The 25,018-nt window shown below is 69.3% G+C and carries 20 protein-coding genes and 2 pseudogenes; 3 read left to right on the top strand and 19 right to left on the bottom strand.

Translation table 11 applies throughout. The features are described 5' to 3' along the window. Positions 1 to 22: 22 nt before the first annotated feature. Together NMI01S_RS27960 and NMI01S_RS27965 are read right to left on the bottom strand one after the other, a co-directional pair. A complete protein-coding gene (locus NMI01S_RS27960; RefSeq protein ID WP_063001695.1) occupies positions 23 to 1,084 on the bottom strand; it encodes an alpha/beta hydrolase in 1,062 nt (353 codons plus the stop codon). 212 nt (positions 1,085 to 1,296) lie between these two features. Beyond that, entirely contained in the window at positions 1,297 to 2,526 is a 1,230-nt protein-coding gene (locus tag NMI01S_RS27965; RefSeq protein WP_063001696.1) for an FAD-dependent monooxygenase, read from the bottom strand. Between the two features lie 73 nt (positions 2,527 to 2,599). Here NMI01S_RS27965 and NMI01S_RS27970 point away from each other — a divergent pair, with 73 nt between their 5' ends. Then, on the top strand, positions 2,600 to 3,202 hold the full coding sequence (locus NMI01S_RS27970) for a TetR/AcrR family transcriptional regulator (RefSeq protein WP_063001697.1): 603 nt from the start codon (positions 2,600 to 2,602) through the stop codon (positions 3,200 to 3,202). Between the two features lie 530 nt (positions 3,203 to 3,732). On the opposite strand, the gene der is transcribed toward NMI01S_RS27970, so the two are convergent. From der to steA, 11 genes and pseudogenes are all read right to left on the bottom strand, one after another. Continuing rightward, on the bottom strand, positions 3,733 to 5,175 hold the full coding sequence (gene der / locus NMI01S_RS27975) for a ribosome biogenesis GTPase Der (protein WP_063001698.1): 1,443 nt from the start codon (positions 5,173 to 5,175) through the stop codon (positions 3,733 to 3,735). Next, entirely contained in the window at positions 5,172 to 5,840 is a 669-nt protein-coding gene (gene cmk, locus NMI01S_RS27980) for a (d)CMP kinase (protein ID WP_063001732.1), read from the bottom strand. Before cmk ends, der begins: the two co-directional genes overlap by 4 nt. Positions 5,841 to 5,938: 98 nt before the next feature. Further along, positions 5,939 to 6,949 (bottom strand): annotated as a pseudogene (locus tag NMI01S_RS36095) (pseudouridine synthase); the annotation flags it as partial. A gap of 563 nt (positions 6,950 to 7,512) precedes the next feature. Beyond that, positions 7,513 to 8,118 carry an SMC-Scp complex subunit ScpB gene (gene scpB / locus NMI01S_RS27995; protein WP_369689938.1) on the bottom strand — a complete coding sequence of 202 codons (606 nt, stop codon included), beginning with the start codon at positions 8,116 to 8,118 and terminating at the stop codon, positions 7,513 to 7,515. A gap of 386 nt (positions 8,119 to 8,504) precedes the next feature. Continuing rightward, positions 8,505 to 9,377 (bottom strand): segregation and condensation protein A, encoded by an 873-nt coding sequence (locus tag NMI01S_RS28000; RefSeq protein WP_063001700.1) that lies wholly within the window; start codon positions 9,375 to 9,377, stop codon positions 8,505 to 8,507. Continuing rightward, positions 9,374 to 10,345, bottom strand: a complete 972-nt coding sequence (locus NMI01S_RS28005; protein WP_083903817.1) for a ParA family protein — start codon at positions 10,343 to 10,345, stop codon at positions 9,374 to 9,376. The genes NMI01S_RS28000 and NMI01S_RS28005 overlap by 4 nt, the downstream gene beginning before the upstream one ends. Positions 10,346 to 10,643: 298 nt before the next feature. After that, complete coding sequence (gene xerD, locus NMI01S_RS28010; RefSeq protein ID WP_063001735.1) at positions 10,644 to 11,576, bottom strand: site-specific tyrosine recombinase XerD; 933 nt, start codon at positions 11,574 to 11,576, stop codon at positions 10,644 to 10,646. 162 nt (positions 11,577 to 11,738) lie between these two features. Continuing rightward, a complete protein-coding gene (locus NMI01S_RS28015; RefSeq protein WP_063001701.1) occupies positions 11,739 to 12,383 on the bottom strand; it encodes an NUDIX domain-containing protein in 645 nt (214 codons plus the stop codon). Next, on the bottom strand, positions 12,380 to 14,116 hold the full coding sequence (gene pyrG, locus NMI01S_RS28020; protein WP_063001702.1) for a CTP synthase: 1,737 nt from the start codon (positions 14,114 to 14,116) through the stop codon (positions 12,380 to 12,382). The genes NMI01S_RS28015 and pyrG overlap by 4 nt, the downstream gene beginning before the upstream one ends. A gap of 197 nt (positions 14,117 to 14,313) precedes the next feature. Next, complete coding sequence (locus NMI01S_RS28025) at positions 14,314 to 15,228, bottom strand: copper transporter (RefSeq protein ID WP_439956305.1); 915 nt, start codon at positions 15,226 to 15,228, stop codon at positions 14,314 to 14,316. Positions 15,229 to 15,245: 17 nt separating this feature from the next. After that, complete coding sequence (steA, locus tag NMI01S_RS28030; protein WP_063001704.1) at positions 15,246 to 16,460, bottom strand: putative cytokinetic ring protein SteA; 1,215 nt, start codon at positions 16,458 to 16,460, stop codon at positions 15,246 to 15,248. A gap of 172 nt (positions 16,461 to 16,632) precedes the next feature. Between steA and NMI01S_RS28035 the strand changes: the two genes are divergently transcribed. Then, positions 16,633 to 17,055, top strand: a complete 423-nt coding sequence (locus NMI01S_RS28035) for an SRPBCC family protein (RefSeq protein ID WP_036500794.1) — start codon at positions 16,633 to 16,635, stop codon at positions 17,053 to 17,055. A gap of 13 nt (positions 17,056 to 17,068) precedes the next feature. Here the strand turns inward: NMI01S_RS28035 and recN are convergent, their stop codons facing one another. Genes recN through NMI01S_RS28055 form a run of 4 tightly spaced genes read right to left on the bottom strand, consistent with a single transcriptional unit; the run spans position 17,069 to position 20,987 of the window. Then, positions 17,069 to 18,844, bottom strand: coding sequence for a DNA repair protein RecN (gene recN / locus NMI01S_RS28040; RefSeq protein ID WP_063001705.1), 1,776 nt, complete (start codon positions 18,842 to 18,844; stop codon positions 17,069 to 17,071). Further along, complete coding sequence (locus NMI01S_RS28045) at positions 18,822 to 19,847, bottom strand: NAD kinase (protein WP_084513343.1); 1,026 nt, start codon at positions 19,845 to 19,847, stop codon at positions 18,822 to 18,824. Before NMI01S_RS28045 ends, recN begins: the two co-directional genes overlap by 23 nt. After that, positions 19,844 to 20,695, bottom strand: coding sequence for a TlyA family RNA methyltransferase (locus NMI01S_RS28050; RefSeq protein ID WP_063001706.1), 852 nt, complete (start codon positions 20,693 to 20,695; stop codon positions 19,844 to 19,846). The genes NMI01S_RS28045 and NMI01S_RS28050 overlap by 4 nt, the downstream gene beginning before the upstream one ends. A gap of 1 nt (position 20,696) precedes the next feature. Next, positions 20,697 to 20,987, bottom strand: coding sequence for a hypothetical protein (locus tag NMI01S_RS28055; protein WP_063001707.1), 291 nt, complete (start codon positions 20,985 to 20,987; stop codon positions 20,697 to 20,699). A gap of 351 nt (positions 20,988 to 21,338) precedes the next feature. Here NMI01S_RS28055 and NMI01S_RS28060 point away from each other — a divergent pair, with 351 nt between their 5' ends. Next, positions 21,339 to 22,046 carry a YdcF family protein gene (locus NMI01S_RS28060; RefSeq protein ID WP_218021132.1) on the top strand — a complete coding sequence of 236 codons (708 nt, stop codon included), beginning with the start codon at positions 21,339 to 21,341 and terminating at the stop codon, positions 22,044 to 22,046. Between the two features lie 55 nt (positions 22,047 to 22,101). Here NMI01S_RS28060 and NMI01S_RS28065 read toward each other — a convergent pair whose 3' ends face one another. Further along, positions 22,102 to 22,992, bottom strand: a complete 891-nt coding sequence (locus NMI01S_RS28065; protein WP_063001708.1) for an HAD-IIA family hydrolase — start codon at positions 22,990 to 22,992, stop codon at positions 22,102 to 22,104. Between the two features lie 3 nt (positions 22,993 to 22,995). After that, a pseudogene (locus NMI01S_RS36610) lies at positions 22,996 to 24,096 on the bottom strand (hypothetical protein); the annotation flags it as partial. Positions 24,097 to 25,018 lie beyond the last annotated feature (922 nt).

Below are 25,018 nucleotides of genomic sequence, written 5' to 3' on the forward strand. Positions count from 1 at the left end.
AAGAAGACCCGGCGAATCCGCGTCAGCCGATGTTCGCCGACAGGTCCGGAGCCATCCGGTACACCTCGTCACGCCAGTTGTTCCAGGCGTGGATGCCCGCGGCCGGGAAGTCGTAGGCGATGTTCTGCGCGCCCAGGGACGCCATCCGCACCTGGAATGCGCGGGTGTTCACCAGCGCCAAAGCTTCGAGTCCCATGCCGTTGACGGTGCCCATATTCGGTCCGTCGGTGGCGGTGGGGATGCCGCTGCCGGCCGAGATCCACAGCCGCGTGTGGTTCTGAATCAACCGGGGCGCGAACACGAACGGGTCCATCCGCAGCCACTGCGGGCCCCACGGCGGAGCCATCGCATCGACGTTGTAACCGCCGGCATCGAGCATCGCCACGCGGATCGCCTCGCGCATACCCGGTGCCGAGATGTTGAGGTAACCGGAGAAGGAGCCGGCGAAGCTGAACTGATCGGGATGGTAGGCGGCCAGGGTCAGCGCGGCACTACCGCCCATCGACAGGCCGAAAACGCCGTTGCGGTCGGCCCGGAAGCCCAGGCGGTCGCGCAGCGCGCCGCGCAGGTTCTGCGTCAGGAAGGTTTCCCACTTGTAGGTGTAGGACTTACCCGGCCCGGCCGAAAATGCCTGCAGCGCACCGGATCCCGATGTGGAACCAGACGAGGAGCCCGAGCCCGGCGCGACCCCGAGGAAGCTCGACGGCGCGTTCCAGTCCGCGTAGAAGCTGGACTGACCGCCGACCGGCATCACCACGTTGATATTCCACGACGTCAGCAGATGGGCGATATCGGTCTCGATCTCCCAGCCGTTGAGGTCCTCGCGAGCGCGCATGCCGTCGAGGGCGTAGACGACGCGGTCGGTATTGCCGTCGGCGGCGCGGAAGACGCGCGATTTGACCGGCCCCATGCTCGAATCGACCCAGAAGTCGAAGCCGGAAGGGTCGAAGGCCGCCGCGGCCCGCGGGAGCTGGCCCGATACCGCCGCGGTCAGCGGTACGAACAGAGCCAGGGCCAAGGCGAGCAGGGTCCGCCCCGGCGTCGCACCGGAGCGGCCGGATCTCTGCCGACGCAATCTTCGCATGTCACAGCAACCTTTCGTGATCGAACGCCGCAGGCCGTGCCCCCGCCCGGCCGCGACGGTGCCCAGTGCCGCCCCCCGACCCCCTGCCTCGCCGGGGTCCGCCGCACTGCGCGTGTCACGCCCGTATCGACCTCCCACTCGGCCCCGTTACTGAAATGTGATGTTTATTTCCGACCGATCGGTTTCGCATAACAGACATACCTGCCGAGCGGTCACGCGGCGGAGGTGTCCGGCGTCCGCCCGTCCGGGTCGTCCAGCGAAATCGTGCGCGCGACCTTCTGCGGCGCCCCACCGATCAATCCGCGCCACGGCAGGTAACGCAGCATCCGCACGTTGAGGTTGCGGAACCCGATCATCGCCTTGCTGGTGGGCGCGTACCACGCGCCGACACCCTCGGCGAACTTCTGACAGGCGTCGACCATCGGTCGCATCCGTTCCTCGTAGCGCGCGAACGCCGCTCGATGATCACCACGAGCCGCGGCCAGTTCGGCGGCCAGTACATAGGCGCCGACAAGCGACAGATCCGCGCCCTGCCCCGACAGCGGCGACGCGCAGTAACCCGCGTCGCCGACCAGCGCGACCCGGCCCGACGACCACGTCTGCATCCGGATCTGAGCCATCGCATCGAAGTAGAAGTCCGGCGCGGCGGGCAGATGCTCGAGCAGCGTCGGCACCTCCCAGCCCTCACCGGCGAAGGTTTCGGTGAGAATCTCGCGCTGACGGGCGTTGTCGCGGTAGTCGCAGTCGAGCCGGTCCGAGGCCCACGCGAAGATCGCCTTCGCCTCGGTGTTCGATCGCGCACTGTAGCTGCCGGCGATCTTGCCGGGCGAGTTGTAGTCGAGCTCCCAATGGTCCAGGTCCAGCACATTGGGGATCGTGTAGATCGAGATGTAGTAACCCATGTGGCGCAGGAACTGCGACTCCGGCCCGAAGGCCAGCTTGCGAGTGTTCGAATGCACGCCGTCGGCGCCGATCACCAGGTCGAACGGGCGCGGTGCCGCATTCTCGAAGACCACGTGCACGCCGCCCTCGTCCTGAGTGAGCACGGCGATGGAATCGCCGAACAGATACTCGACGTCGTCGCGCGTCGCCTCGTACAGCACCTCCGCCAGATCGCCGCGCTGAATCTCGGTGTCACCGTCCGCGCCGACGCCGTTGAAGGTCTCGCTGTCGATACTGGCACGCACCCGCCCGTCGGCGTCGACATAGGACGTGCCGCGCTTACCGGTACTGCGTTCGTGCACCCGCTCCAGCAGACCCATCCGGCGAACCACCTCGGTCGCCGTGCCCAGCACGTCGATGGCCTGCCCGCCGGCCCGCAATGCCGGGGCCCTCTCCACGACTGTCGGCTCGAAACCGTGCCGGACAAGCCAGAACGCGAGAGCCGGGCCCGCAATGCCGGCGCCGCTGATCAGGACAGTGGTGTTGCTCGTCTGCTGCATGGTGGAACCGTACAGCGAATTTGCGCAAACGCGCAAGACATTTGTCTAAGGCGAATGCACTACCCTGTCCCGTATGGGAAATCGTGAGGATCTGCTGGCCGGAGCCCGGCAATGCCTCTTCGACAAGGGATACGACCGGACGACGGTGCGCGATATCGCCACGGCAGCCGGGGTGAGCATGGCCGCGATCGGCTACCACTTCGGATCCAAGGAGGCGTTGCTCGGCGAGGCGCTGGCCCAGGCCACCCGCGACTGGGGAACGGAATTGGCCGGCGCCGTGGCGGAGTCACCACAGGCGACATCGCCGTCGGCCGGGCGATTCGAGACTCGGTGGGACGCGGTGATCGACAGCCTCACCACCCACCGCGGCCTCTGGTCGGCCACCTTCGACGCCTTGGCCCACCCGGAAATCCGAGACCGGCTTGCCGAGAACCTCGGCGAGGCCCGCTCGGGCCTGGCACGACTGATCGATGGACTCGACGAACCCACCGAGGGAACCGCGCGCGCCACACCTCCGGCTACCGACACCGAAGCGGTCGGCGCGCTGTATCAGGTGCTGCTCACCGGATTGGCGGCGCACCAGCTGATCGACGCGGAAAGCACGCCGCGCGGACGTGATCTCGCCCGGGCCATCCGGTTCGTCGCCGACCGGCTCGATGCCGAAGAATCTGTGTGACCATCCGAGGCGGATGGGCGTATTCCCCTGCGCCATAGGGTAATTCGAGTGGACCGATAAATTTCCGACCCGCCCCACAGCATCGGGACGTCGGTGTCATTCGCCCACCCCCGCACGGCCATACCGGGTGGGCGCGTTCCGGTCCCCGAGCCCGAAATGCTCAGCGATCGAAGCGAACCCGCATCGCCCCCGCGGACTACTTGTCCGGGAACCCGGCGGAAAATCCGGCGGCGATGAGCGCGGCGGCGATGACCGACAGGACGGCGATGCTCCACATGGCAAACCTCTTCGATTGTGGGCCAAGCGGATTCACCGTAGCGCGATGCGGTTCACATCGTGGCCGAAACTGTGAAGGTTGCCGTCGCGGCGAAGTCCGGCTTGCCCCGACACTACGCATTCACATGTTTTGATGCGCATATGTCCGTGAGGCAATGAACGACGGGCGGCAGACGGACACGGTGAACTTCCATCGACACGGCCCGCGGAGCGTTCGGTGCGGACGGAAAATCCGCCCGCACCGGCACTTTCCACTACTTCTTCGAACGGTCCCGCTTCTCGCGCACACGCACCGAGATGCGTACCGGCGAACCGTCGAAACCGAATTCCTCACGCAGGCGGCGCTCCAGGAAACGGCGGTAGCCGGCCTCCAGGAATCCGGTGGTGAACAGCACGAACGTCGGCGGCCGGGTGGTCGCCTGGGTCGCGAAGAGCACGCGCGGCAAACGCCCGCCCCGCATCGGCGGCGGCGTCGCCGCGATGACCTCCTTGAGCCAGGTGTTGAGCCGGCCCGTGGGAATGCGCTGGTCCCAGGACTCGAGTGCGGTTTCCATTGCCGGAACGAGTTTCTGGACCGCGCGGCCGGTGTGGGCGGAGATGTTCACCCGCTGCGCCCACGGCACCCGCACCAATTCGCGCTCGACCTCACGCTCGAGCTGGTAGCGGCGATCCTCGTCGACCAGATCCCACTTGTTGAAGGCGAGCACCAGCGCGCGACCGGCATCGGCGACCATGCCGATCACCCGCAGATCCTGCTCGGTGATCGGTTCGGAGGCATCGATGAGCATGATCGCGACCTCGGCGGCCTCGATGGCGGCCTTGGTGCGCAACGAGGCGTAGAACTCGGTTCCGTCGGCGGTGCCGACCTTGCGGCGCAGACCCGCGGTGTCGACGAAACGCCATGTCTTGCCGCCCAATTCGACCAGCGAGTCGACCGGATCGACCGTCGTTCCGGCGACATCGTGCACCACCGAGCGCTCGTCGCCGGACAGCTTGTTCAGCAGGCTGGACTTGCCGACATTCGGCTTGCCGACCAGCGCCACGCGTCGCGGACCCCCTCCCCCGGAACCCTCGCGCGGAGTCTCCGGCAGCACCGCCAGTACATCGTCGAGCAGATCGCCGGTACCGCGGCCGTGCGCCGCCGACACCATCCGCGGCTCCCCCAGACCGAGCGACCACAGCACCGCCGCATCGGCCTCGGCCTTCTCGCCGTCGACCTTGTTGGCGACCAGAATCACCGGCGTCTTGGAGCGCCGCAACGCCTTCACCGCCGCTTCGTCGGTCGCGGTCGCGCCGACGGTGGCGTCCACGACCAGCAGGATCGCATCGGCGGTCTGCATCGCCAGTTCGGCCTGCCGGGCCACCGCCTGTTGCAGCCCCTTGGCGTCGGGCTCCCAGCCGCCGGTGTCCTGCACCAGGAATCGGCGCCCGGCCCAGCTCGCCTCGTACGACACCCGGTCACGGGTGACGCCCGGGATATCCTCCACGACGGCCTCGCGGCGGCCCAGAATCCGGTTCACCAGCGTCGATTTGCCGACGTTCGGGCGGCCGACGACGGCCACGGTGGGCATCGCCACGTGATCGTGCGCGTCCGCGTCACCCTCGAAATCGGCGATCTCCCAATCGGTTTCGTCGGTCCAGATACCGTCGCCGGCAAGGGTGTCGGAGTTCGAACTCGGCGTCACACTCGGGCTCATCTACGCTCTCCCACCGTAATCTGCTGCGCCACAACCCGGTACAGCTCGTCGATGACCTGGTCCATGCTCAGCTCGCTGGTGTCGACCTGCACCGCGTCCGCGGCCGGGCGCAGCGGCGAGACCGCGCGGGTGGAATCCAGATTGTCGCGGCGCTGCACATCGGCGAGCACCGCCTCGTAATCGTCGCCGCGGCCCTCGGCGATGTTCTGCTGATTGCGCCGCGCCGCGCGGGCCTGCGCCGACGCGGTCAGATAGATCTTGGCATCGGCGTCGGGCAGCACGACCGTGCCGATATCGCGGCCTTCGACCACGATGCGCCCGGCCGCGGCCGCGATCTCGCGCTGCAGCGCGACGAGCTGCGTCCGTACCTCGGCCACCGCGGAAACGGCGGAGACCGCCTTGGTCACCGCGTCGCCTCGAATCTCGGACGAGACGTCCTCACCGTCGAGTTCGATCAGCTCGTGGCCGGGATCGGTGCCGATGGTCAGCGGCAGATCCTTGACCGCGGCCGCGATCTCGGCCGGATCGGTCAGCTCGACACCGCTGCGCAGCACCCGCAGCGTCGCGACGCGGTACATCGCGCCGGTGTCGAGATAGCGTGCGCCGAGCCGCGACGCGAGACGGCGCGACACACTCGACTTGCCGGTGCCCGAAGGCCCGTCCATGGCGACGACGAGTTCCGCGCCAGGGATGCCGTCGCCGATGCCGGATTCCACCACGTCACGGCCTCCTCGGATCCGATCGTCCAGGATGTCCACACCACTCACAACTCCACCGCCTCGTACAACTTCCCGATTTCGTCGCGGCCCAGCACTCGCAGGGTGCCCGACCGTTGATCACCCAGCGCGACCGGCCCGATATGCGTGCGAACCAGCGCGATCACCGGATACCCGACCTCCGCGAGCAACCGCCGCACGATGTGCTTGCGGCCCTCGTGCAGGATCACGCGGACCAGCGTTTTGCCCTCGGCGACCTCGAGCACCTGAAATTTGTCGACCTTCGCCGGGCCGTCCTCGAGTTCGACACCGTCGCGCAGCTGCTTGCCGACGCCACGCTGCATCTCACCCTGCACCGTCGCCAGATAGGTCTTCGACACCTGGAACGACGGGTGCATCAGCCGATGTGCGAGGTCGCCGTCGTTGGTGAGCAGCAGCAGACCCTCGGTGTCGGCGTCGAGGCGCCCGACATGGAACAGCCGCTGACCGGCCATGACCCGCTCGGCGACGATATCGCCGACGCAGGGGCGGCCCATTTCGTCCGACATCGTCGACTGGAAGCCCTTGGGCTTGTTCAGCGCCAGGTAAACCTGCTCGTCGCGAACTACGACGCGGACCCCGTCGACCCGCACCACGGCGGTATCGGGATCGATGCGCAGGCCCTGTTCGCGCACGACCGCACCGTCGACCTCGACGCGGCCCTGTTCGATGAGCTCTTCGGCCGCACGGCGCGAGGCCACGCCCGCCTTGGCGAGCACCTTCTGCAGCCGTTCGCCCTCACCCCACGGCAACTTCTTCGGACCGGATTCCGCGGCCTCGACATGCTGGTGGCGGGCGGGTTTGGCGAAACTCAGCACGGTCGGCGGAGTCTTGCGCTTCTTCGGCTTCGGGGCGGCCGCGCGAGGGCGACCGGCGGCGGCGCCGCGGTCCCGCGATCCGGCGGGCGAATCGCCGCGCGACGGGCGGGCATCGCCGCGGCCGTACCGCGAGTCACCGGCCGCTTGGCCGCGAGCGAACCGATCGCCTCGGCCGTAGCCGCCTTCGGACCGTGAACCACGTCCGGCGCTGTCGCCACCGCGGTTGTAGCTGTCGCCACTGCGGTTGTAGCGATCGTCTCCGCGGCCGGAGCGGTCAGCGCCGCGCCCGTAGCTGTCGCCGCCGCGCCCGTAGCGGTCCTCTCCTCGGCCGGAGCGGTCGCCACCGCGGCCGTAACTGTCGCCTCCGCGCCCGTAACGATCGTCCCCTCGACCCGGGCGATCGCCACCGCGGCCGTAACTGTCGCCCCCGCGCGCGTAACGATCATCCCCTCGGCCCGGGCGGTCGCCACCGCGGCCGTAGCTGTCGCCCCCACGGCCATAACGGTCGTCCCCACGGCCTGCGCGTGACCCGCGTGTGTCGCCGCCGCGCCCGTAACTGTCCTCCCGGCGCCCGTACCGGTCGCCGCGCGATCCGCCGCGTCCGTCGTCGGTGCGATCGGGGCGGCCGGCCGCCCCTCGTGCCGTGCGTCCGCCGCCGCGAGGCGGGTCGCTGTGTCTTTTCCTACGGTCCGGTGTGCCATCTCGGCGAGCGGGTGTATTCACGTGGTCCTCTGATCAGTCGACAGGATCCGCTGCGGATCCGGTCAATCCTCGGTGCCGAGATCGATATCCGATTCGGCGGGTTTCTTCAGCTTGGTGTACCGGGGGTCGGTGTCCAGGCTCTCGTTGATCTCATCGATCAGGTCGACGCCCGGTAGCAGGGGCGCCAGCGACGGGAGTTCCGCCAGCGACGCGAGCCCGATCCGTTCCAGGAACAGTTCGGTGGTGACGTAGAGGGTGCCGTTGGTGTCGACGTCGGCGCCCGCCTCGGCGATCAGTCCCCGCGCCACCAGGGTGCGGATCACGCCGTCGACGTTCACCCCGCGCACGGCACTCACTCGTGCTCGCGTAACCGGTTGACGATAGGCGATAACCGCCAAAGTTTCCAAGGCGGCCCTGGTGAGCTTGGACCGCGCCCCGTCCAACAGCATACGTTCGACGTAGGGCGCGTACTCGGTCCGGGTGTAGAGACGCCATCCGTCGCCCACGTAGCGCAGGTCGATTCCGCTGCCCCGCGCAGTCCATTCCGCCGACATGTCCCGCAACACCCGCTCGACCCGCGTCGGTGCGTCGGCGACCGCCGCCGCGAGCAGTTCGACCGGCGCCGGCGCGTCCACCACCAGCAGCATCGCCTCGAGCGCCGACCGCAGTTCCCGATCGTCGAGCGGACGGGAAACCTCCTCGTCGTCCGCGTCATCCCCTGCCGTGGTGCGCGCCTCGCCCGGAGCCTCGGCTTCACCGCCGGGTGGTCGAATACGCCCAGCCCCCGCGATGCCGTTCTCCGCGACGCCGGACCGAGCCACGGTCTCCGGCGCACCATCGACGCCGGCGGGCGCATCGTCCACAGCACCGGAACCGGCAGTCGCGTCCTGAGCGGCGTCGTCGGCGGCCGGTGCGACCGAGTCGGTTCTTGTCGCGGCATCGTCTGCCGGGGCGACAATGGCATCGGCCCGAGCCTGCTCCGGCGTACCCGCGGCCCCCACAGCGGTCTCGCCTTCGGCCTCCGTGTGATCGGTGGACTGCTCACCGTGCGACATCATCCGTAGTCCTCATCGATTGTCACGGGCTCGGCGGGCGCGCCCTCGGCGTCGTCGCCGATCCAGCGCACCGCCAGCGGGCCGAGCGGGTCGGGTTGGTCGAATTCGATCGTCTTGCCGCGGTAGAGCTCGAGCAGCGCGAGGAAGCGCGCGACGATCTGGATCGGCATCTCGCAGTCGGCGCACAGGTCGTGGAAGGTCGACCACTCCCCCACCCCGCGCTTCTTCAGCATCTCCAGAACCAGCGCGGCCTGTTCGGCGACGGAGATGGAATGAGCGTGCAAATGGTCCAGCCCGACCGTCGGCCGCGGCCGGGGCCGGAACGCGGCCGCGGCGATATCGGCGAAACCCGCCGCGTCGACGCCGAGACTCACCTCCGGCAGCAGGTCCAGGAAGCGTTCCTCCAGCGACACCGCCCGCGGATACCGGCGCAACGCGGCGGCCTCGAGCTCACCGAGCAATTCGGCGACCTGTTTGAACGCCCGATATTGCAGCAGCCGCGCGAACAGCAGATCGCGCGCTTCCAGCAGTTCCAGGTCGTCGGCATCGGTGACCTCACCGGAGGGCAGCAACCGGGCGGCCTTGAGGTCGAGCAGGGTCGCGGCGACCACCAGGAATTCGGTGGTCTGATCGAGAATCCGATCCGCCCGCAACGTCGGATCGCGTTCCAGGCTCGCGGTGAGCTCTTTGGTGTAGGCGATGAACTCGTCGGTGACCTTGTGCAGCGCCACCTCGGTCACATCGAGCCGCCGCTGACTGATCAGCTGCAACAACAGGTCGAACGGACCCTGAAAATTGCTCAGCCGCAGGTGGAACCCGTCGGGCTTGTTTTCCGGTACGACCTCGGCAGCCGGTGGTCCGGCCTCGCTCACCGGCCCGACCGGTGGATGACTTCCCGTGCCATCGCCCGATACGCTTCCGCGCCACCGGATTTCGGCGCCCAGGTGGTGATCGGCTCACCGGCGACACTGGCATCGGGGAAACGGACGGTCCGGTTGATCACGGTGTCGTACACCAGATCGCCGAACACCTCCACCACCCGGGCCATCACCTGCCGGGAGTGCAGCAATCGCGCATCGAACATGGTGACAACGATGCCCGACAGCGCCAGCCGCGGGTTGAGCCGGTCCCGCACCTTCTCGACGGTGTCGGTGAGCAGCGCGAGCCCGCGCAGCGAGAAGTATTCGCATTCCATCGGGATGATCACGCCGTCGGCGCAGGCCAGCGCGTTGACGGTGAGCAGACCCAGCGACGGCTGGCAGTCGATGAGGATGTAGTCGTAGCGATCGCGCAGCGGAGCCAGCGCGCGGCCGAGGGTCTGTTCCCGCCCGACCTCGTTGACCAGCTGAATTTCGGCCGCCGAGAGATCGATGTTGCTCGGCAGCAGATCCATCCCGTCGACCTTCGTGTTGAGCAGCACGTCGTCGACGCTCGCCCGGCCCCCGACGAGCAGATTGTGCACGGTCAGGTCCAGGTCGTGGTGGGCCACGCCCAGCCCGGCCGACAGCGCGCCCTGCGGGTCGAGGTCGACCAGCAACACCCGGCGGCCGTACTCGGCCAGCGCCGCACCGAGATTGATGGTGGAGGTGGTCTTGCCGACGCCGCCCTTCTGATTGCACATGGCGACGATCAGGGCGTCACCGTTGCGCGACGACGGGGGTGGTTCGGGAATGTCGCGCAGCGGGCGTCCGGTCGGGCCGAGTTCGGTACCGTCCGCCACGATGTCGTTCGCCTCCCAGAGTCTGCGGGCCGCCTGTTCGATTCGGAGGCCGGTTCGGATATTCGAAAGCGGTTCTGCCGCAGCGCTGTTCGGCGGCTCGGCCGGGCCGGCTGTCGTCATGTCCGCTGCTCCTTCAGTTTTCCTGCTCGTTGCCCCGCCGCGCGCTGCGGAACAGCGGGAGGCCGCCACACCGGACACCGATGTACCGGACCGCCGCAATAGACGCTACCGCCTCCGAGCGCAAGACCCCCGATCGGACACGCTTGGGGAACGCCCCCGATCGTTGCGCACTTGTGTCATTGCCCGTGCCACAACACCGTGTCCTCACGGCACCAACCGCATTCTGTCGCCTCGAGGGGGTGTTGGGAAACCCTTTGCGGCAATCCGCACTCGATATCGCGCCGCCGCTGCCGGCCCGTCACCGCGCCCGCGGATGCGCGGTGGCCCACACCTCGTGCAGCGTATTGACCGTGACCAGGGTGTAGATCTGCGTGGTCGTCACCGAGGCGTGCCCCAGCAACTCCTGCACGACCCGCACGTCGGCGCCCCCGTCGAGCAGATGGGTGGCGAACGAGTGCCGCAGCGTATGCGGCGACACCGCGGCGCCGATCCCGGCCCGATCGGCCGCGTCCTGCAGAACCTGCCAGGCACTCTGCCGCGAGAGCCGGCCGCCGCGAGCGTTGAGGAACAGGGCGGGAGTGCCCTTGCCGCGGGCGCCGAGCGCGGGCCGGCCGCGGACCAGGTAGGCGTCGACCGCCGCCAGCGCCGGCCGCCCGATCGGGACCATGCGCTGTTTACCGCCCTTGCCGTGCAGGACGACCGCGCGACCGGTGGTGTCGATATCGTCGACGGCGAGTCCGACCACCTCCGAGATCCGGGCACCGGTGGAGTACAGCAACTCCAGCAAGGCGCGATCCCGCAGCCCGCGCGGCCCGCCGCCGGAACCCGCGTCGTCTCCGCCGCCCGCGGCCTCGAGCAGCCGGGAAATATCTTCGTACGGAAGCGCTTTCGGCAGTCGCCGAGCCGGTGTCGGCGGCTTCACCCCGTGCGCGACATCGCCGGTGGTCAGTCCTTCGGCGGCCGCGAACCGGTGCAGGCCGCGCACCGCGACCAGTGCGCGGGCGGCCGAACTGGCGGCCAGCGCCGGATATCCCTGGCCGCCCGCCCGCAGCGAGACGACGAAATCGGCGATCTGGTTCTCGGTCACCCGGTCCAGATCACCGATATCCCGCTGTCGCAGAAACTCCCGGTATCGCTGCAGATCACGGCGGTAGGCCCTGAGCGTATTGCTCGCCGCGCCGCGCTCGACCGTCAGATGGTCGAGATAGGCCTGGATCTGCCGCTCCACCATGCGTTCACCCGGCCGGTAGCGGCGCGACGACCGCCTGGGCGGCGGGAACAGCGACATTCACGGTGTCATCATGACAGCAGCCGACGACATTCGTTCGCACGAAACACAGTTCGTGTCCCGAGGTGCCCGGCCGGGTGCGGTGAGGCACCCGGCCGGTTCCGCTCAGGCCTGTGCGCGTTCGGCGGCCTTACGCTCGAGCAGCTGCGTCGGCATACCCGGCCACGGCGCGTCGGCGGGCCGCAGTGTGGTGCCGTTCGCCCGCGCGGCCGAGGCCGCCAGCACGCCGGCCACCGCGGTCGCGTTCTCGATCCGGCCCGACAGCGCGGCGGTCACCGCGTCCTGCAGCGACATCCGCACTACGGCCAGGTCGGCCTCCTCGTGCTCGGGGTCCGGCCGATCGGTGTCCGACAGCCCGGTCGCGAGATAGATGCGCAGGGCCTCGTCGGTGAATCCCGGCGACAGCACCACATCCACCAGCGTGGACCATTCCCGTGCCGCCAGCCCGGTCTCCTCGGCGAGTTCGCGTTGCGCGGCCGCCAGCGGATCCTCACCGGCCTGATCGAGCAGACCGGCGGGCAGCTCCAGCAGCCGCCGCGCGACCGGATGCCGGTACTGGTTGATCAGCACCACGGCGCCGTCGTCGTCGAGGGCGACGATCGCGACCGCGCCGTGATGCTCGACCACTTCACGTTCGGCGACCCGCCCGCCGGGCATCTCGACCTGGTCCCGGCGCAGCGCGACGATCGCCCCGGAATACACGGTTTCGGACCCGACGGTGCGGAAGTCGTGGCTTCCGGGTTCGCTCACTGCCCGACCCGCTCGGCCTCGTCGGCCTCCTCGCCGTAGATCTCCACCGGAAGTCGTTCGGCGCCCTTGTATTTCAGCGCCGCGTCGACCAGTCCGGCGAACAGCGGATGCGGCCGGGTCGGCCGGCTCTTGAGCTCCGGATGCGCCTGGGTGGCCACGAAATACGGGTGCACGTTCGCCGGCAGCTCCACGAACTCGACCAGATGTCCGTCCGGTGAGGTACCCGAGAACCGCAGTCCGCTCTGGCCGATCTTGTCGCGGTAGGCGTTGTTGACCTCGTACCGGTGCCGATGCCGCTCCGACACCTCGGTGGTGCCGTAGGCCTGCGCGACGACCGATCCCTTCTCCAGCACGGCCGGGTAGGCACCCAGCCGCATGGTGCCGCCGAGGTCGGCCTCACCGGCGACCGCCTGAGCCTGGTCGGCCATCGTGGAGATCACCGGATGCGTCGTCTCCGGCTCGAATTCGGCGGAGTTGGCATCGTCGAGGCCCACCGAGCGGGCGGCCTCGATCACCACGCACTGCAGTCCCAGGCACAGCCCCAGCAGCGGAATGGAGCGGGTGCGCGCGAACCGGATCGCGCCGACCTTGCCCTCGATGCCGCGAATGCCGAAGCCGCCGGGGATCAGCACCGCGTCCACATCGCCGAGGTGATGTTGCGCGCCCTCTGGGGTCTCGCATTCGTCGGACTGCACCCAGCGGATGTTCACCTTGGCCTTGGCCGCGAAACCACCGGCCCGCAGCGCCTCGGTCACCGAGAGATACGCGTCCGGCAGGTCGACGTACTTGCCGACCAGCGCGACGGTCACCTCCTCGCGCGGGTTGTGCACGCGGTCGAGCAGATCGCCCCAGACGGTCCAGTCGACATCGCGGAACGGCAGCCCCAGTTTGCGCACCACGTAGGCGTCGAGGCCCTCGCGGTGCAGCACCTTCGGGATGTCGTAGATCGACGGCGCGTCCGGCGTGGAGATGCAGGCGTCGACATCGACGTCGCACATCAGCGCGATCTTGTTCTTCAGACCCTGCGGCACCTCCCGGTCGCAACGCAGGACCAGCGCGTCGGGCTGGATACCGATGTTGCGCAGCGCCGCCACCGAATGCTGCGTGGGTTTGGTCTTCAGCTCGCCAGAGGGCGCCAGATACGGCACCAGCGTCACGTGCAGGAAGAAGCAGTTGTCCCGGCCGACCTCGTGCCGGATCTGGCGGGCGGCCTCGAGAAACGGCTGGGATTCGATATCGCCGACGGTGCCGCCGATCTCGGTGATCACCACGTCCGGGGTCTGCCCCTGCAGGTCCGGACCACTCATCGCGAGGATGCGGTTCTTGATCTCGTCGGTGATGTGCGGGATGACCTGCACGGTGTCGCCGAGGTACTCACCGCGCCGCTCCTTGGCGATCACCGTCGAGTAGACCTGCCCGGTGGTGACGTTCGCATAACCCGACAGATCTCGATCGAGGAACCGCTCGTAGTGGCCGACGTCGAGGTCGGTTTCGGCGCCGTCCTCGGTCACGAACACCTCGCCGTGCTGGAAGGGGTTCATGGTGCCGGGGTCGACATTCAGATACGGGTCCAGCTTCTGCATGGTGACCCGCAATCCGCGGGCGGTCAGCAACTGGCCGAGGCTGGAGGCGGTCAGTCCCTTACCGAGGGAGGAGGCGACACCGCCACTCACGAAGATGTGTTTGGTGGCCGTCTGATGGGGGGAACGCGCCGGAATCCGCGATTGACTCACGGAACTCCACGCTAACACGAAAAACGGTTGCGAAACGAATGCCACGCGGGGAACATCGGAGGTCGTCGTGCCGGTTTGTCACTTGCGTCTCATTCACCGCAGCAACCTCATGACACGGCGACCCGCCGGCACCGATCGCCCGGCACTCGCTCCGACGTGACGGATCATCCGATCGGGTTCGGGGAAGGCGGTCGCGCTCAGCCGGGCGAAGCGGTCACCGACAGCGACGTCGCCTCCGGCCCGGTGCCGTAGTGGCCGGTTTTGCCGCCCAGTTGCTCGGCGAGGCCGAGAGCCGTTGTGACCCGGCCCGTCTCGCGGTCCACGTTGTCGACCGTGGATACCGTCGCGTCGAGGCGGTTGTCGCGGCGCACCTCGGCGATCGGCCCCGATCCGTCCGAGGATCCGGCCCGCCCCGCCAGCACCAGCCCTGCCCCGCGTCCGCGCAGCGCCCCGGCGAAATGGGCGGTGATCGAGCCCTGGCCGTTGTCCTCGGCCCGCGCGCCCGCCCCGGTCACCACCACCGCCAGCTGCGCGGGCGTGAAGTCGCCGGCACCGAGGAAACCGCCGTTGCGCAAGGTGTCGGCGATCAGTCCGCGCTCCTGTCCGCTGGCACGGTCGGCACCGTTGGCCGGGTCGGTGAGAAATGCCAGGCCGAGCAGATCACCGGCGAGGCTGCCCTGATCCACCGCCTCGGTCTGCAACTGGGCCCCGGCCGGGATCATATTCGTCACCGCGGTCCGCAACCGGTCCCCCTGCGACGCGTCGACGAAGGCGTCGGTGAGCGCGACCCGCCCGGTGATGGTCGCCCCGGCAGTGGTCAGCGCCGCCGTCACCGCGTCGACATCGCCGCCGTCGGCATCCGGGGTGGTGACGACGAGCACGGTGTGATCGGCGAGAGTTCCGTTCAGGATGCGGCCCGCCGACCGGGCGACGAAGTCGTCGGCCGCACCGACCTGCCGTTCGAGTTGTCCGTTGGCCGCGGCGAGCGCGTCGTTGCGCCGGGCCAGATCGTCACCGCCGCCCGAACCACCGTGGCGGACGACGGTGCCGAGCGCCGCACCCACCGCCAATGCCAGAAAGATCGCGGTCAGGGAGACGACGAGCCGACGCATGGAACCCACTGTTTTCTCTACCCCCGACGGTCCGATAGTCGATGGAGCCAGTCCTGCGACTGCCGCCACGCCGAATCCAGCCAATCCAGCACGTCGTTGCCCAGATGCGAGGACACCAGCAGTCCGACGATCAGCGCGATCAGCGCGGCCAGCACCACCAGCGCGGTCGCCCACCCGGAGTTGCCCTGCCGATAGAGGGTCGCCACGGCCTTGGCGTCCATCAGTTTCGGCCCGGCCTTGAGCCGGGTCAAAAACATCGCGGGCGCCGATTCGCGGCGGCTGCGATCGAAGAAGTCGTCGAGTGAGGCCGGGGCCCCGCAGGTGATGATCAGCGCGGCCCCGTGATGATCGGCCAGCAGCAACGCCAGATCCGCCGCCGATCCCGAGGACGGGAAGGTGGTGGCGCCGATACCCAGGTCCTGAATGCGCTCCAGCCCCTTGGCATGGCCGTCGGTATCGGCCGGAAGGATCAGCTCGGCACCGCATTTCAGCGCGCTCGCGGTGATCTCCTCCGGGTCGCCGACGATCAGATCGGGGCGGTATCCGGCCTTGATCAGGATGTCGGCACCGCGGCCGACGCCCACCAGAATCGGCGCGTATTCCTTGACGAACGGCTTGATCGCCTTGAGATCGTCGCGACCGTCCACCCCATCGGCCACCACCACGACGTGGCGGCCGCGCATCGACAGATCCAGGGCCGGAACCCCGAGACCGTCGATCAGCATCGCGCTTTCGGTCCGGATGTATTCGGTCGTGTTGCCCGCGAAAGCCTCCAGATGATCGGCCAGTCCGTTGCGCGCCGCGATCATCCGCTCGGCGATGACCTCGTCGGTGAGCTCGATGGCCTCGACCAGAACCTCCGGTTCCTTCTTGGTCAACTTGTCGGCATACACCACACCGGCATCGATGCGGACCTTGCCGCCGTCCTTGATCTTGCCGAAGACGTCGGCAGAGACAGCATCCAGCAACACGATTCCGTTGGCGGCCAGCACTTCCGGGCCGAGGTTCGGATAGCGGCCGGATATCGAGGGCGAGGCATTGATCACCGCCGCCACGCCGGCCTCGACGAGCCGGTCAGCGGTGAGGCGATCGATGTCCATCTCGTCGAGGACCACCACATCGCCCGAGCCGACCCGCTTGAGCAGACGCCGGGTGTTGCGGTCCACCCGGGCCATCCCGGTGACGCCGGGAAGCGTTTCGGTGTTGCGGGACAACAGCGCCAGCATCTTCATGGCATCCGATGATGGCCGCCGACTCTCAACCTGTGGTGGAGGCGCGCCGACGTCGTATCACATCCCCTGGCATGAGGCCAGCAAACTCGCGCCTCCCCGGCGTCGACTGGCGTGCCGAGCCGTACCGCTGGTACCGATATGCTTCGGCTCACTGCATCCGAAGGAGAACGCCATGGCCAGCACCACCGTCGACACGGTCATTCCCGCACCGCGCGACGTCGTCTACAAGCTGTTCGCCGAGCGCGACAGTCTCAACGGCTATCTGCCCGTGCGCATTACGCTGCGTCAGCCCGGCGCCCCCGAGGCCTCCGGCGTCGGCGCGCGCTACCTGGTCGGCGTAGGTGGCATCGGCGTGACCGAGGAAACCACCGAACTGGTTCCCGGTGAGCGCATGGAATACCGGATCATCGCCGGCGCACCGGTGAAGCGGCACGTCGGCACCATCACCTTCGCCGACGCCCCGGGCGGGACCCTGGTGTCGTACCGGATGGAATCCGAGCCCAAGCTGCCTGTGCCGGACAAGGCGACGGAACTGTTTCTGCGCGGCCTGATCGCGCCGTTCCTCAAGGCCGCCAAGAAGGCCGTCGCACAGTAGGAGCCGCGCGCGGTCAGCCCGCCGCCGAGGTGGTGTCGGCCTTCTCCGCCCGCGCGGTGGCCAACAGCTCTTCGGCGTGGGCGCGGCCGGTCTCGGTATCGTCGAGGCCGGCCAGCATGCGGGCCAGTTCGACGACCCGCTCGTCGGTGGTCAGCGCCCGCACCCCACTGTTGACGCCCTTACCGTCGTCGACCTTGTCCACCACGAGGTGGGTGTCGGCGAAGGCGGCCACCTGCGGCAGATGGGTCACCACGATGACCTGATGGGTGCGGGCCAGCCGGGCCAGCCGCCGCCCGATCTCCACGGCGGCGCGACCGCCGACACCGGCATCGACCTCGTCGAACACCATGGTCGAGCCGTATTCGGAGGCCGCGAGCACCACTTCCAGCGCCAGCATCACGCGCGAGAGCTCCCCACCGGATGCACTGCGGCTCAACGGCAGCGACTGCGCGCCGGAGTGGGCAGACAGCCGGAATTCCACTTCGTCCACACCGGACGCGCCCGCATGCAGTTCCGCCCCCTCGACGGTGATGGGCGCGCTGTCCTGCGCGGCCGCCGCCAGCGGCCGCACCTCCACCTCGAGTTTGGCGCGGCCCATCGCCAGACCGCTCAATTCGGCGCTCACCGCGGTCGCGAGCTTGCGGGCCGCCTTGCGCCGGGCCGCGGTCAGCTTCTTCGCCGTCTCCCGCACCTGAACGGCCGCGGTCTCGACCTCGGCCGCCAGCGCCGCCAGCGCCTCCTCCGACACGTCGAGCGAGGCCAGGCGGGTGCGTGCCTCGTCGGCCCAGGCGATCACGGCGTCGATATCGGGCGCGTATTTGCGGGTCAGCGATTTCAGCTCCGCCTGGCGGGTGAGCAGGCTGTCCAGCGCCGCCGGATCCGACGGCAGATCCGACAGATACGAACTCAGCTCGGTGGTCACATCGACCACCACCGCGATCGCCTCCCCCAGCCGCGGCGCCAACGCCGTCAGCGCCGGATCGTCGCTGGATTCCAGCCGGGCCCGCGCACCACCGAGCGCGTCCAGCGCACCGGCCCCCTCACCGTCTCCGGAGCCCGCCAGGGCCGCGTGGGCGGCGCCGGCCGCCTCCCGCAGCGAATCGAGATCGCCGAGCCGCAGCACCTCGGCGACGATGCGCTCGTCCTCACCGGGTTCCGGTGCGACCGTGTCGATTTCGTTCAGCGAATGCTGCAGCCGATCGGCCTCGAGTGCGAGTTCGCGGCTGCGCGCGGTGCGTTCCAGCAGTTCCGCGCGAGCCTGCAACCAGGTGCGGCGAGCCAGCTGATATTTGCGCAGCAGCCCGGCCACCGCGTCACCGGCGAAGCGGTCCAGTGCCTGCAACTGCTGATCGGGACGCTGCAGCCGCAGCTGGTCGTTCTGCCCGTGCACGGTCAGCAGCGGGGCCGTGAAATCCGACAGCACCGCGGCCGGCACGCTGCGGCCGCCGAGATGGGCCCGCGATCGCCCGTCGCTGCCGACTGTGCGTACGGCGATGACGCTGTCGTCGTCGTCGCGTTGCGCGCCGGAGGATTCCAGCACCTTCTCGACCTCGTCGCGGGCGCTGTCGTGCACGTCCTCGACGGTGAACCGGCCCTCGACGACGGCCCGCTGCGCGCCCTGACGCACCCGCCCGGCGTCCGCGCGGGCGCCACCGAGCAGATGCAGCCCGGTGACCACCATGGTCTTGCCGGCACCGGTCTCCCCGGTCACACAGGTCAGTCCCTCGTGGAACTGCGCGGTGGCGGTGGATATGACGCCGAGGCCGTCAATCCTGATCTCTGTCAGCACGTGTGCTCTCCGTTCGGCGGTGTTCGCTATCGCCTGAGCCGGGTTGCTCGGTGGGAGTGCGGGCCGGCTCCGCCGTGCGCGGCCGTTCCGGCCGCCGGCCCCGCCAGCCTGTCACGGGTAAGCGGAATTTGCGCACCATCCGGTCGGCGAAGGGGGCGGAATCCAGCCGCACCCAGCGCACCGGTTCGGCGCCGCGCACCGCTTCGAATCGCCCACCCCGCGGCAATGCCAGCGTACGCCGGCCGTCCAGGAAGACGATCGCATCATGGCCTGTCGCAACGGTTTCCACCGCGATCCGCGACTCCGGGCTGGTCACCAGCGGCCGCGCGAACAGCGCGTGCGCGTTGCTGGGGATCACCAGCAGCGCTTCGAGTTCGGGCCACACCACGGGGCCACCCGCAGAGAAAGCGTAGGCGGTGGAGCCGGTGGGGGTCGCGATCAGTACACCGTCACAACCGAATTGCGATACCGGACGGCCGTCGACCTCGAGGACGACCTCCAGCACGCCCATGCGGGCGGCATTCTCGATACTGGCCTCGTTGAGGGCCCATCCGCGTTCCACGACGACATCATCGACGCGGACACTGACATCTACGGTCATCCGCTGCTCGATGCGGTAATCGCCGCGCACCACCTGCGCCAGCGCGTCGTCGAGATGTTCGGCCTCGGCCTCGGTGAGAAAACCGATGCGGCCCAGATTGATTCCCAGCACCGGTACGCGGGCCGGATGCGCCATCTCCGCACCGCGCAGGAAGGTGCCGTCCCCACCGAGCGCGAGCACCATCTCACACCCGACCGCGGCGTCGGGGCCGTGCGGCATCACCCGCACCGGATAGCCGTCGGGTTCGCCGGTGTCGTCGAAATCCAGTTTGGTGCTGTAGGCCTCGTCCGCGAGGACCCGCAGCCCGATTCCGGCATCGGCGAAGATCTTCGCGACCCGATGCGCGGTCTCGAGCAGTTCGGAACGGCCCGGATGGGCGACGAGCAGGATCTCCCGCTTCACTGTGGCCCCTCCTCGACCGCACGCTGCACCAATTCACTGACATCGGGCTCCGATTCGGTTCCGGCCGAATCGGTGTCCGGTGTGTCCCTGCCCCGGGTTTCCTTGCGCAACCACAGGAAATACTCGACGTTGCCGGACGGGCCGGGCAACGGGCTGGCGACCACACCGCGGGTGCGCAGGCCCAGTTCGGCGGCCGCGGCGGCCACCTCGGTCACCGCCTCGGCTCGCAGAGCCGGATCACGCACCACACCGCCGGAGCCTACTCGCTGTTTACCGACCTCGAACTGCGGTTTCACCATGGGCAGCAGATCCGCACCCGGTGCACAGCAGGCGGCCAGCGCCGGCAGCACCAGCGCGAGCGAGATGAACGACAGATCGGCGACCACCAACTCGACGGGACCGTCGATCGCCTCCGGCGTCAGCGCCCGCACATTGGTGCGGTCGAACACCCGGACCCGCTCGTCGTTGCGCAGCCGCCACACCAGCTGGCCGTAACCCACATCGACGGCGACCACCTCGCGGGCGCCGCGGGCGAGCAGCACATCGGTGAATCCGCCGGTCGAGGCGCCGGCGTCCAGGCAGCGCTTGCCGGCGACGCTCACCCCGAGCGGCTCGAACGCCTCCAGCGCGCCCAGCACCTTGTGCGCACCACGCGAGGCCCACTGGACCTCGTCGGGTTCCTCGCGAACCAGCAAGGGAGTATTCGGCTCGACCGCGGTCGCCGGTTTCGACGCGACCGCACCGTTGATCAGGACGCGGCCCGCACCGATCAGCTCGACCGCGTGTTCTCGCGATCGCGCCAATCCGCGGCGAACCAGTTCGGCGTCCACTCGCGCGCGCCTGGCCACCTCAGATCTTGTCCACCGTCGCCAGGGCGCCGACCAGCACCTCGTGTGCCTGTTCGAGAATGCGCGCCCGCCGGGTGATATCGGTTCCCGCGCGGTCCGCCCCATCGGCATCGTCGCTGCCCTGGCGCCGGCCCCCCGGCAACTCCGCGAGCAGCGCCGCCACCTCGGCCCGCACCTTCTCCGGGTCGGCGAACTCCGCCGTCCCTCCCGCGAGATGCTGCCCGGGCAGCGGAACTCCCGGACGAGGACCGGAGGAACCGGACGGATGCGGACGCGGAATGGGCGTAGTCATGGTGCCGACAACGCTACCGGAGCTCACCGACATCCCGGCAAGCGGCGGCGCGGGTGAAACGGAGGTCACGGTGACGCCCAGCGGCCGCGTCCCTGGCCCACTGCCGCTCGCGGGCGAGCCGTCACCGGACGAAGTCACGGACGTCACCGATGCGCTCCCAAGGAAGACCGGTCGCCGATGCGTTCCCGGGAAGGCGACCACGACCTCCGTCCGCCGGGTGTGTCGCGGCGATTCCGGGCGTCGGCGAGCACGGCACGGCAGCACGAACCAGGGCCGGGCGCCGACCGCACGGCGTCGACAGCCGAAGCCCCAGGACAGGTGGTGTGCGGCAGATGTTGGCACAATGGCGGCGTGGGAGGTAAGCGACGACATGGATCCGCCCGGTTCGTCGCACTCGCGGCGGCATGGACGGCGACCGCGGTGGTCGCCGCCGCCGAATACGCCCACTGGCGCGCATCCCGGCAACTGCTCGGAGCTCGGCGCGAAGCCCGAGCCGGCGACACCGATGCGGTGGTCGTGCTGGGCTACCCGGCCGCCGCCGACGGCCGGACGCGCGCGCTGCAGCGCTGGCGATGCCGCATCGGCGCCCGCTCGCTGCCGCCCGATCGCGCCGGATTCCTGATCTTCAGCGGCGGCGCCGTCCACGGCCCCTGGGTCGAAGCGACGGTCATGGCCGACTACACCCGCACTCACCTGGGTGTCCCGCCCGAACGCATCCGCACCGAAACGACCGCCGAAACCACTTGGCAGAACATCGAATTCACCATCCCCGCCCTGGAACGGGCCGACCGCATCATGATCGCCTCCGACCCCATGCACGCCGCCCGGGCCCGCCGCTACCTGTGGGCACAGCGACCGGACCTCGCCGCGCGCCTGGTCCCCGCCGCCGACTACCGGCCGCTGGAACGCTGGTGGCTCAAAATCCCCACTGCCGCACACGAATCCGCGGCGATCAGCCGACGCCGAGCCGGAGCCGCCGCAACCCCACTACTACGCCGCCTGGGCTTGATTCCGGAGGCCGCGGCAGCATCCCCCGCTGCCGACGACCGTCGCGATTGACCGGCGAGCCGCCGCGGTCACCGCAGCGACTCGACCGTCACCGTCAGTCGCACCGTTACCGCGCCAATTCGATTGCGCGGCCGGGGTTTTCGTCCAACAAATCGGCAAGGTGGTCGATCGCGTCGCCGCCGTCGCGCGATTCCTGCCGGATCACGGGGTGATTCAGCGCGTCGAGGGTTCGGGAGATGTAGGTGGGGCGGTGATCGGCGGGGCGGGCTCGCAGGTCGTCGAGGGTGCTGACGCCGGTGAGGACCATCAACGACGGCAGGCCGACGCACCGGGCGCCGTCGATATCGGTGTCGAGCCGGTCTCCCACCACGAGTGCGTCGCGGGTTTCCGCGCGCACCAGCGCATCCTCGAGCAGTGGCGCATAGGGTTTACCGGCTACCACGGGTTCCTGGTCGGTCGCGGCTCGCAATGCCGCGACCATCGCACCGTTGCCCGGTGCCAGGCCGCGCTCGTTCGGCAGCGTGGCGTCCGCGTTCGCGGCCACCCACAGCGCCCCGGCGCGCACCGCATAGGCCGCTTCGGCGAGGTCCGGCCATCCGGTCTGCGGCGAATGTCCCTGCACGACGGCGGCCGGGGCCACCCCGTTGAAACGTCGAATCGGTTGCAGGCCCACCTGTTCGATCTCCGCCGCGAGATCGTCGGTGCCGACGATCAGCACGGTGGATCCGGCGGCCAGCCGGGAGGCGAGCACGTGCGCGGCCGCCTGCGCACTGGTGACGACATCGGATTCGCTTGCGCTGAAACCCAATTCGCGCAGATGCGCGGCTACCACACCGGCCGACCGGCTGGCGTTGTTGGTGACGAACATCAGCTTCTGCGCGCCGCCGCCGGCGTCCAGGGCCGCCGGTGCGCCGGCGATCACCTCCGCACCCCGATACAGCGTGCCGTCCAGATCCAGCAGGAGAGCCTCGAAGCCCTCCCGAAGCGATGCTGCCACTAGTTACTCCACGTCGTCGTCGGCCTGTGCGCCCGCGAGTTCGTCGGCACGCTCCTCGGCGTCGGTATCACCGTCGACATCGGCTGCGGCCGCATTGAGGAACCACTGCAGTGCCTCGTCGGACCGGCCGGCGGCGAGCAGCGCCTCCGCATAGGCGTAGAACAACCGTGCCGACGCGGGACCGGAGCGCGAGGGATCCAGTTCCGGCGTCTGCAGGGTGACCACGGCCTGATCGTATTGGCCCAAATCCATTCGCGCACCGGCGACGACGATCCGAAGCTCGGTCGCCTCGTCGCCCGACAGCGCACGCGCCTCGTCGCTGCGGCCGAGTTCGATCGCGCGTTCGGGCCGTCCCAGCCCGCGTTCGCAATCGGCCATGACCGCCAGCAGACCCGAGCCGCCGGACATCCGGCGCGCGGTGCGCAGCTCGGACAGGGCTTCGGCCCACTCACCGGCGTGATAGGCGGTGACACCGGCCGTTTCGCGGACCACCGCGATGCGTCCGGCACGGCGCCGGGCGGCGCGCGCGTGTTCGAGCGCCTGCTCCGGATCCTCGTCGAGAAGCCGGGCGGCCATCACCAGATGCCGGGCGACCGCCTCGGCGTTGTTCTTGTCGAGGCTGAGCAGATCGCGGCGCACCGCGCCGTCCAGATCGCTCGCCTGCACGTCGTCCGGCAACGCGGGCTCGTCGGGCCGCCCCGCCCGGTTCTCGCCACCGACGCGGGCCCCTTCGCCACCCCGTCGCCGCGGCTCGCGATCCTCGAAGTTCGCGGCGGTCTCTGCCGCTTCCCCGGTGTGCGCGGGGGTCTCGGCCTCGTCGGCCGGCCCGAACCGACGCTCGGAGTCCGCGCCACCACGCCGGAACCCGCCGCGCCGATCACTCTCGCCCCGGCCGTAACCACCCGGACGATCGTCACGGCCGCCCGCGCCTCCCGGACGCCGGCCACCCTCGTCGCGCCGGAATCCGCCACGGCGATCATCCGTGCCGCGCCCGTGACCACCCGAGCGGCGATCTCCTTCGTCACGGCGGAATCCGCCCGAACGCCGGTCGTCGCCACCGCGCTCATAACCACCGGAACGACGATCGTCACCGCCGCGGCTGTAACCACCGGAACGACGGTCATCACCACCACGGCTGTAACCACCGGAACGACGGTCATCACCACCACGGCTGTAACCACCGGAACGACGGTCATCACCACCACGGCCGGAATCGCCGGGGCGACGGTCATCGCGACCGCGCTCATAACCACCGGAACGGCGATCGTCGCCACCGCGCGGGTGCCCACCCGAGCGGCGATCGTCGTCGCTGCGGCCGTAACCACCCGAGCGGCGATCATCACCACCGCGGCCGTGACCACCGGAGCGCCGGTCGTCGTTGTCACGTCGGAATCCACCCGAACGACGGTCATCGCTGCCGCGTTCATATCCGCCCGATCGACGGTCGTCGCCCCCGCGCCCGTAACCACCGGAACGGCGATCGTCGTCGCTGCGGCCATATCCACCGGATCGGCGATCGTCGTCGCCACGCCTGAAGCCACCGGAGCGGCGTTCGTCTCCACCGCGGCTGTAACCGCCGGTGCCGCGATCGGATCCACGGCGGTCGTCTCCACGTCCCGAACCGCGCCGGTCGTCGTCACGCGCGCCGTAGCCACCGGAGCGGCGCGTATCGTCGCTGCGCCGGAAGCCTCCGGAGCGACGCTCTCCTTCTCCGCGGTCGTGGGCAGGTGTGCCGGAGCCGGCCGAGTCCGGACCGGTACTGCCACGGCGGAAGGGTCTCCTACCGTCGTCATGCTCCGACACAGCGTTACCTTTCTCTGATCCGGCACGAGCAGCCGGTGACGACATGCAAACCGTGCGCCGTTCGCCGGCACCTGTCTGCTACCACCATAAATTCAATCACGCGACACGAACGCGTCCCCACTTGCCCGGCCTGCGTGGCCATCGTGAAACGCCCTGCGGCGAACAGTAGTGACTTCTACGGTGGGACGACGGGGCCAAGCACACAAGGGGCGTATATGCGGAA

Source organism: Nocardia mikamii NBRC 108933 (genome assembly GCF_001613505.1).
Classification (GTDB): domain Bacteria; phylum Actinomycetota; class Actinomycetes; order Mycobacteriales; family Mycobacteriaceae; genus Nocardia; species Nocardia mikamii.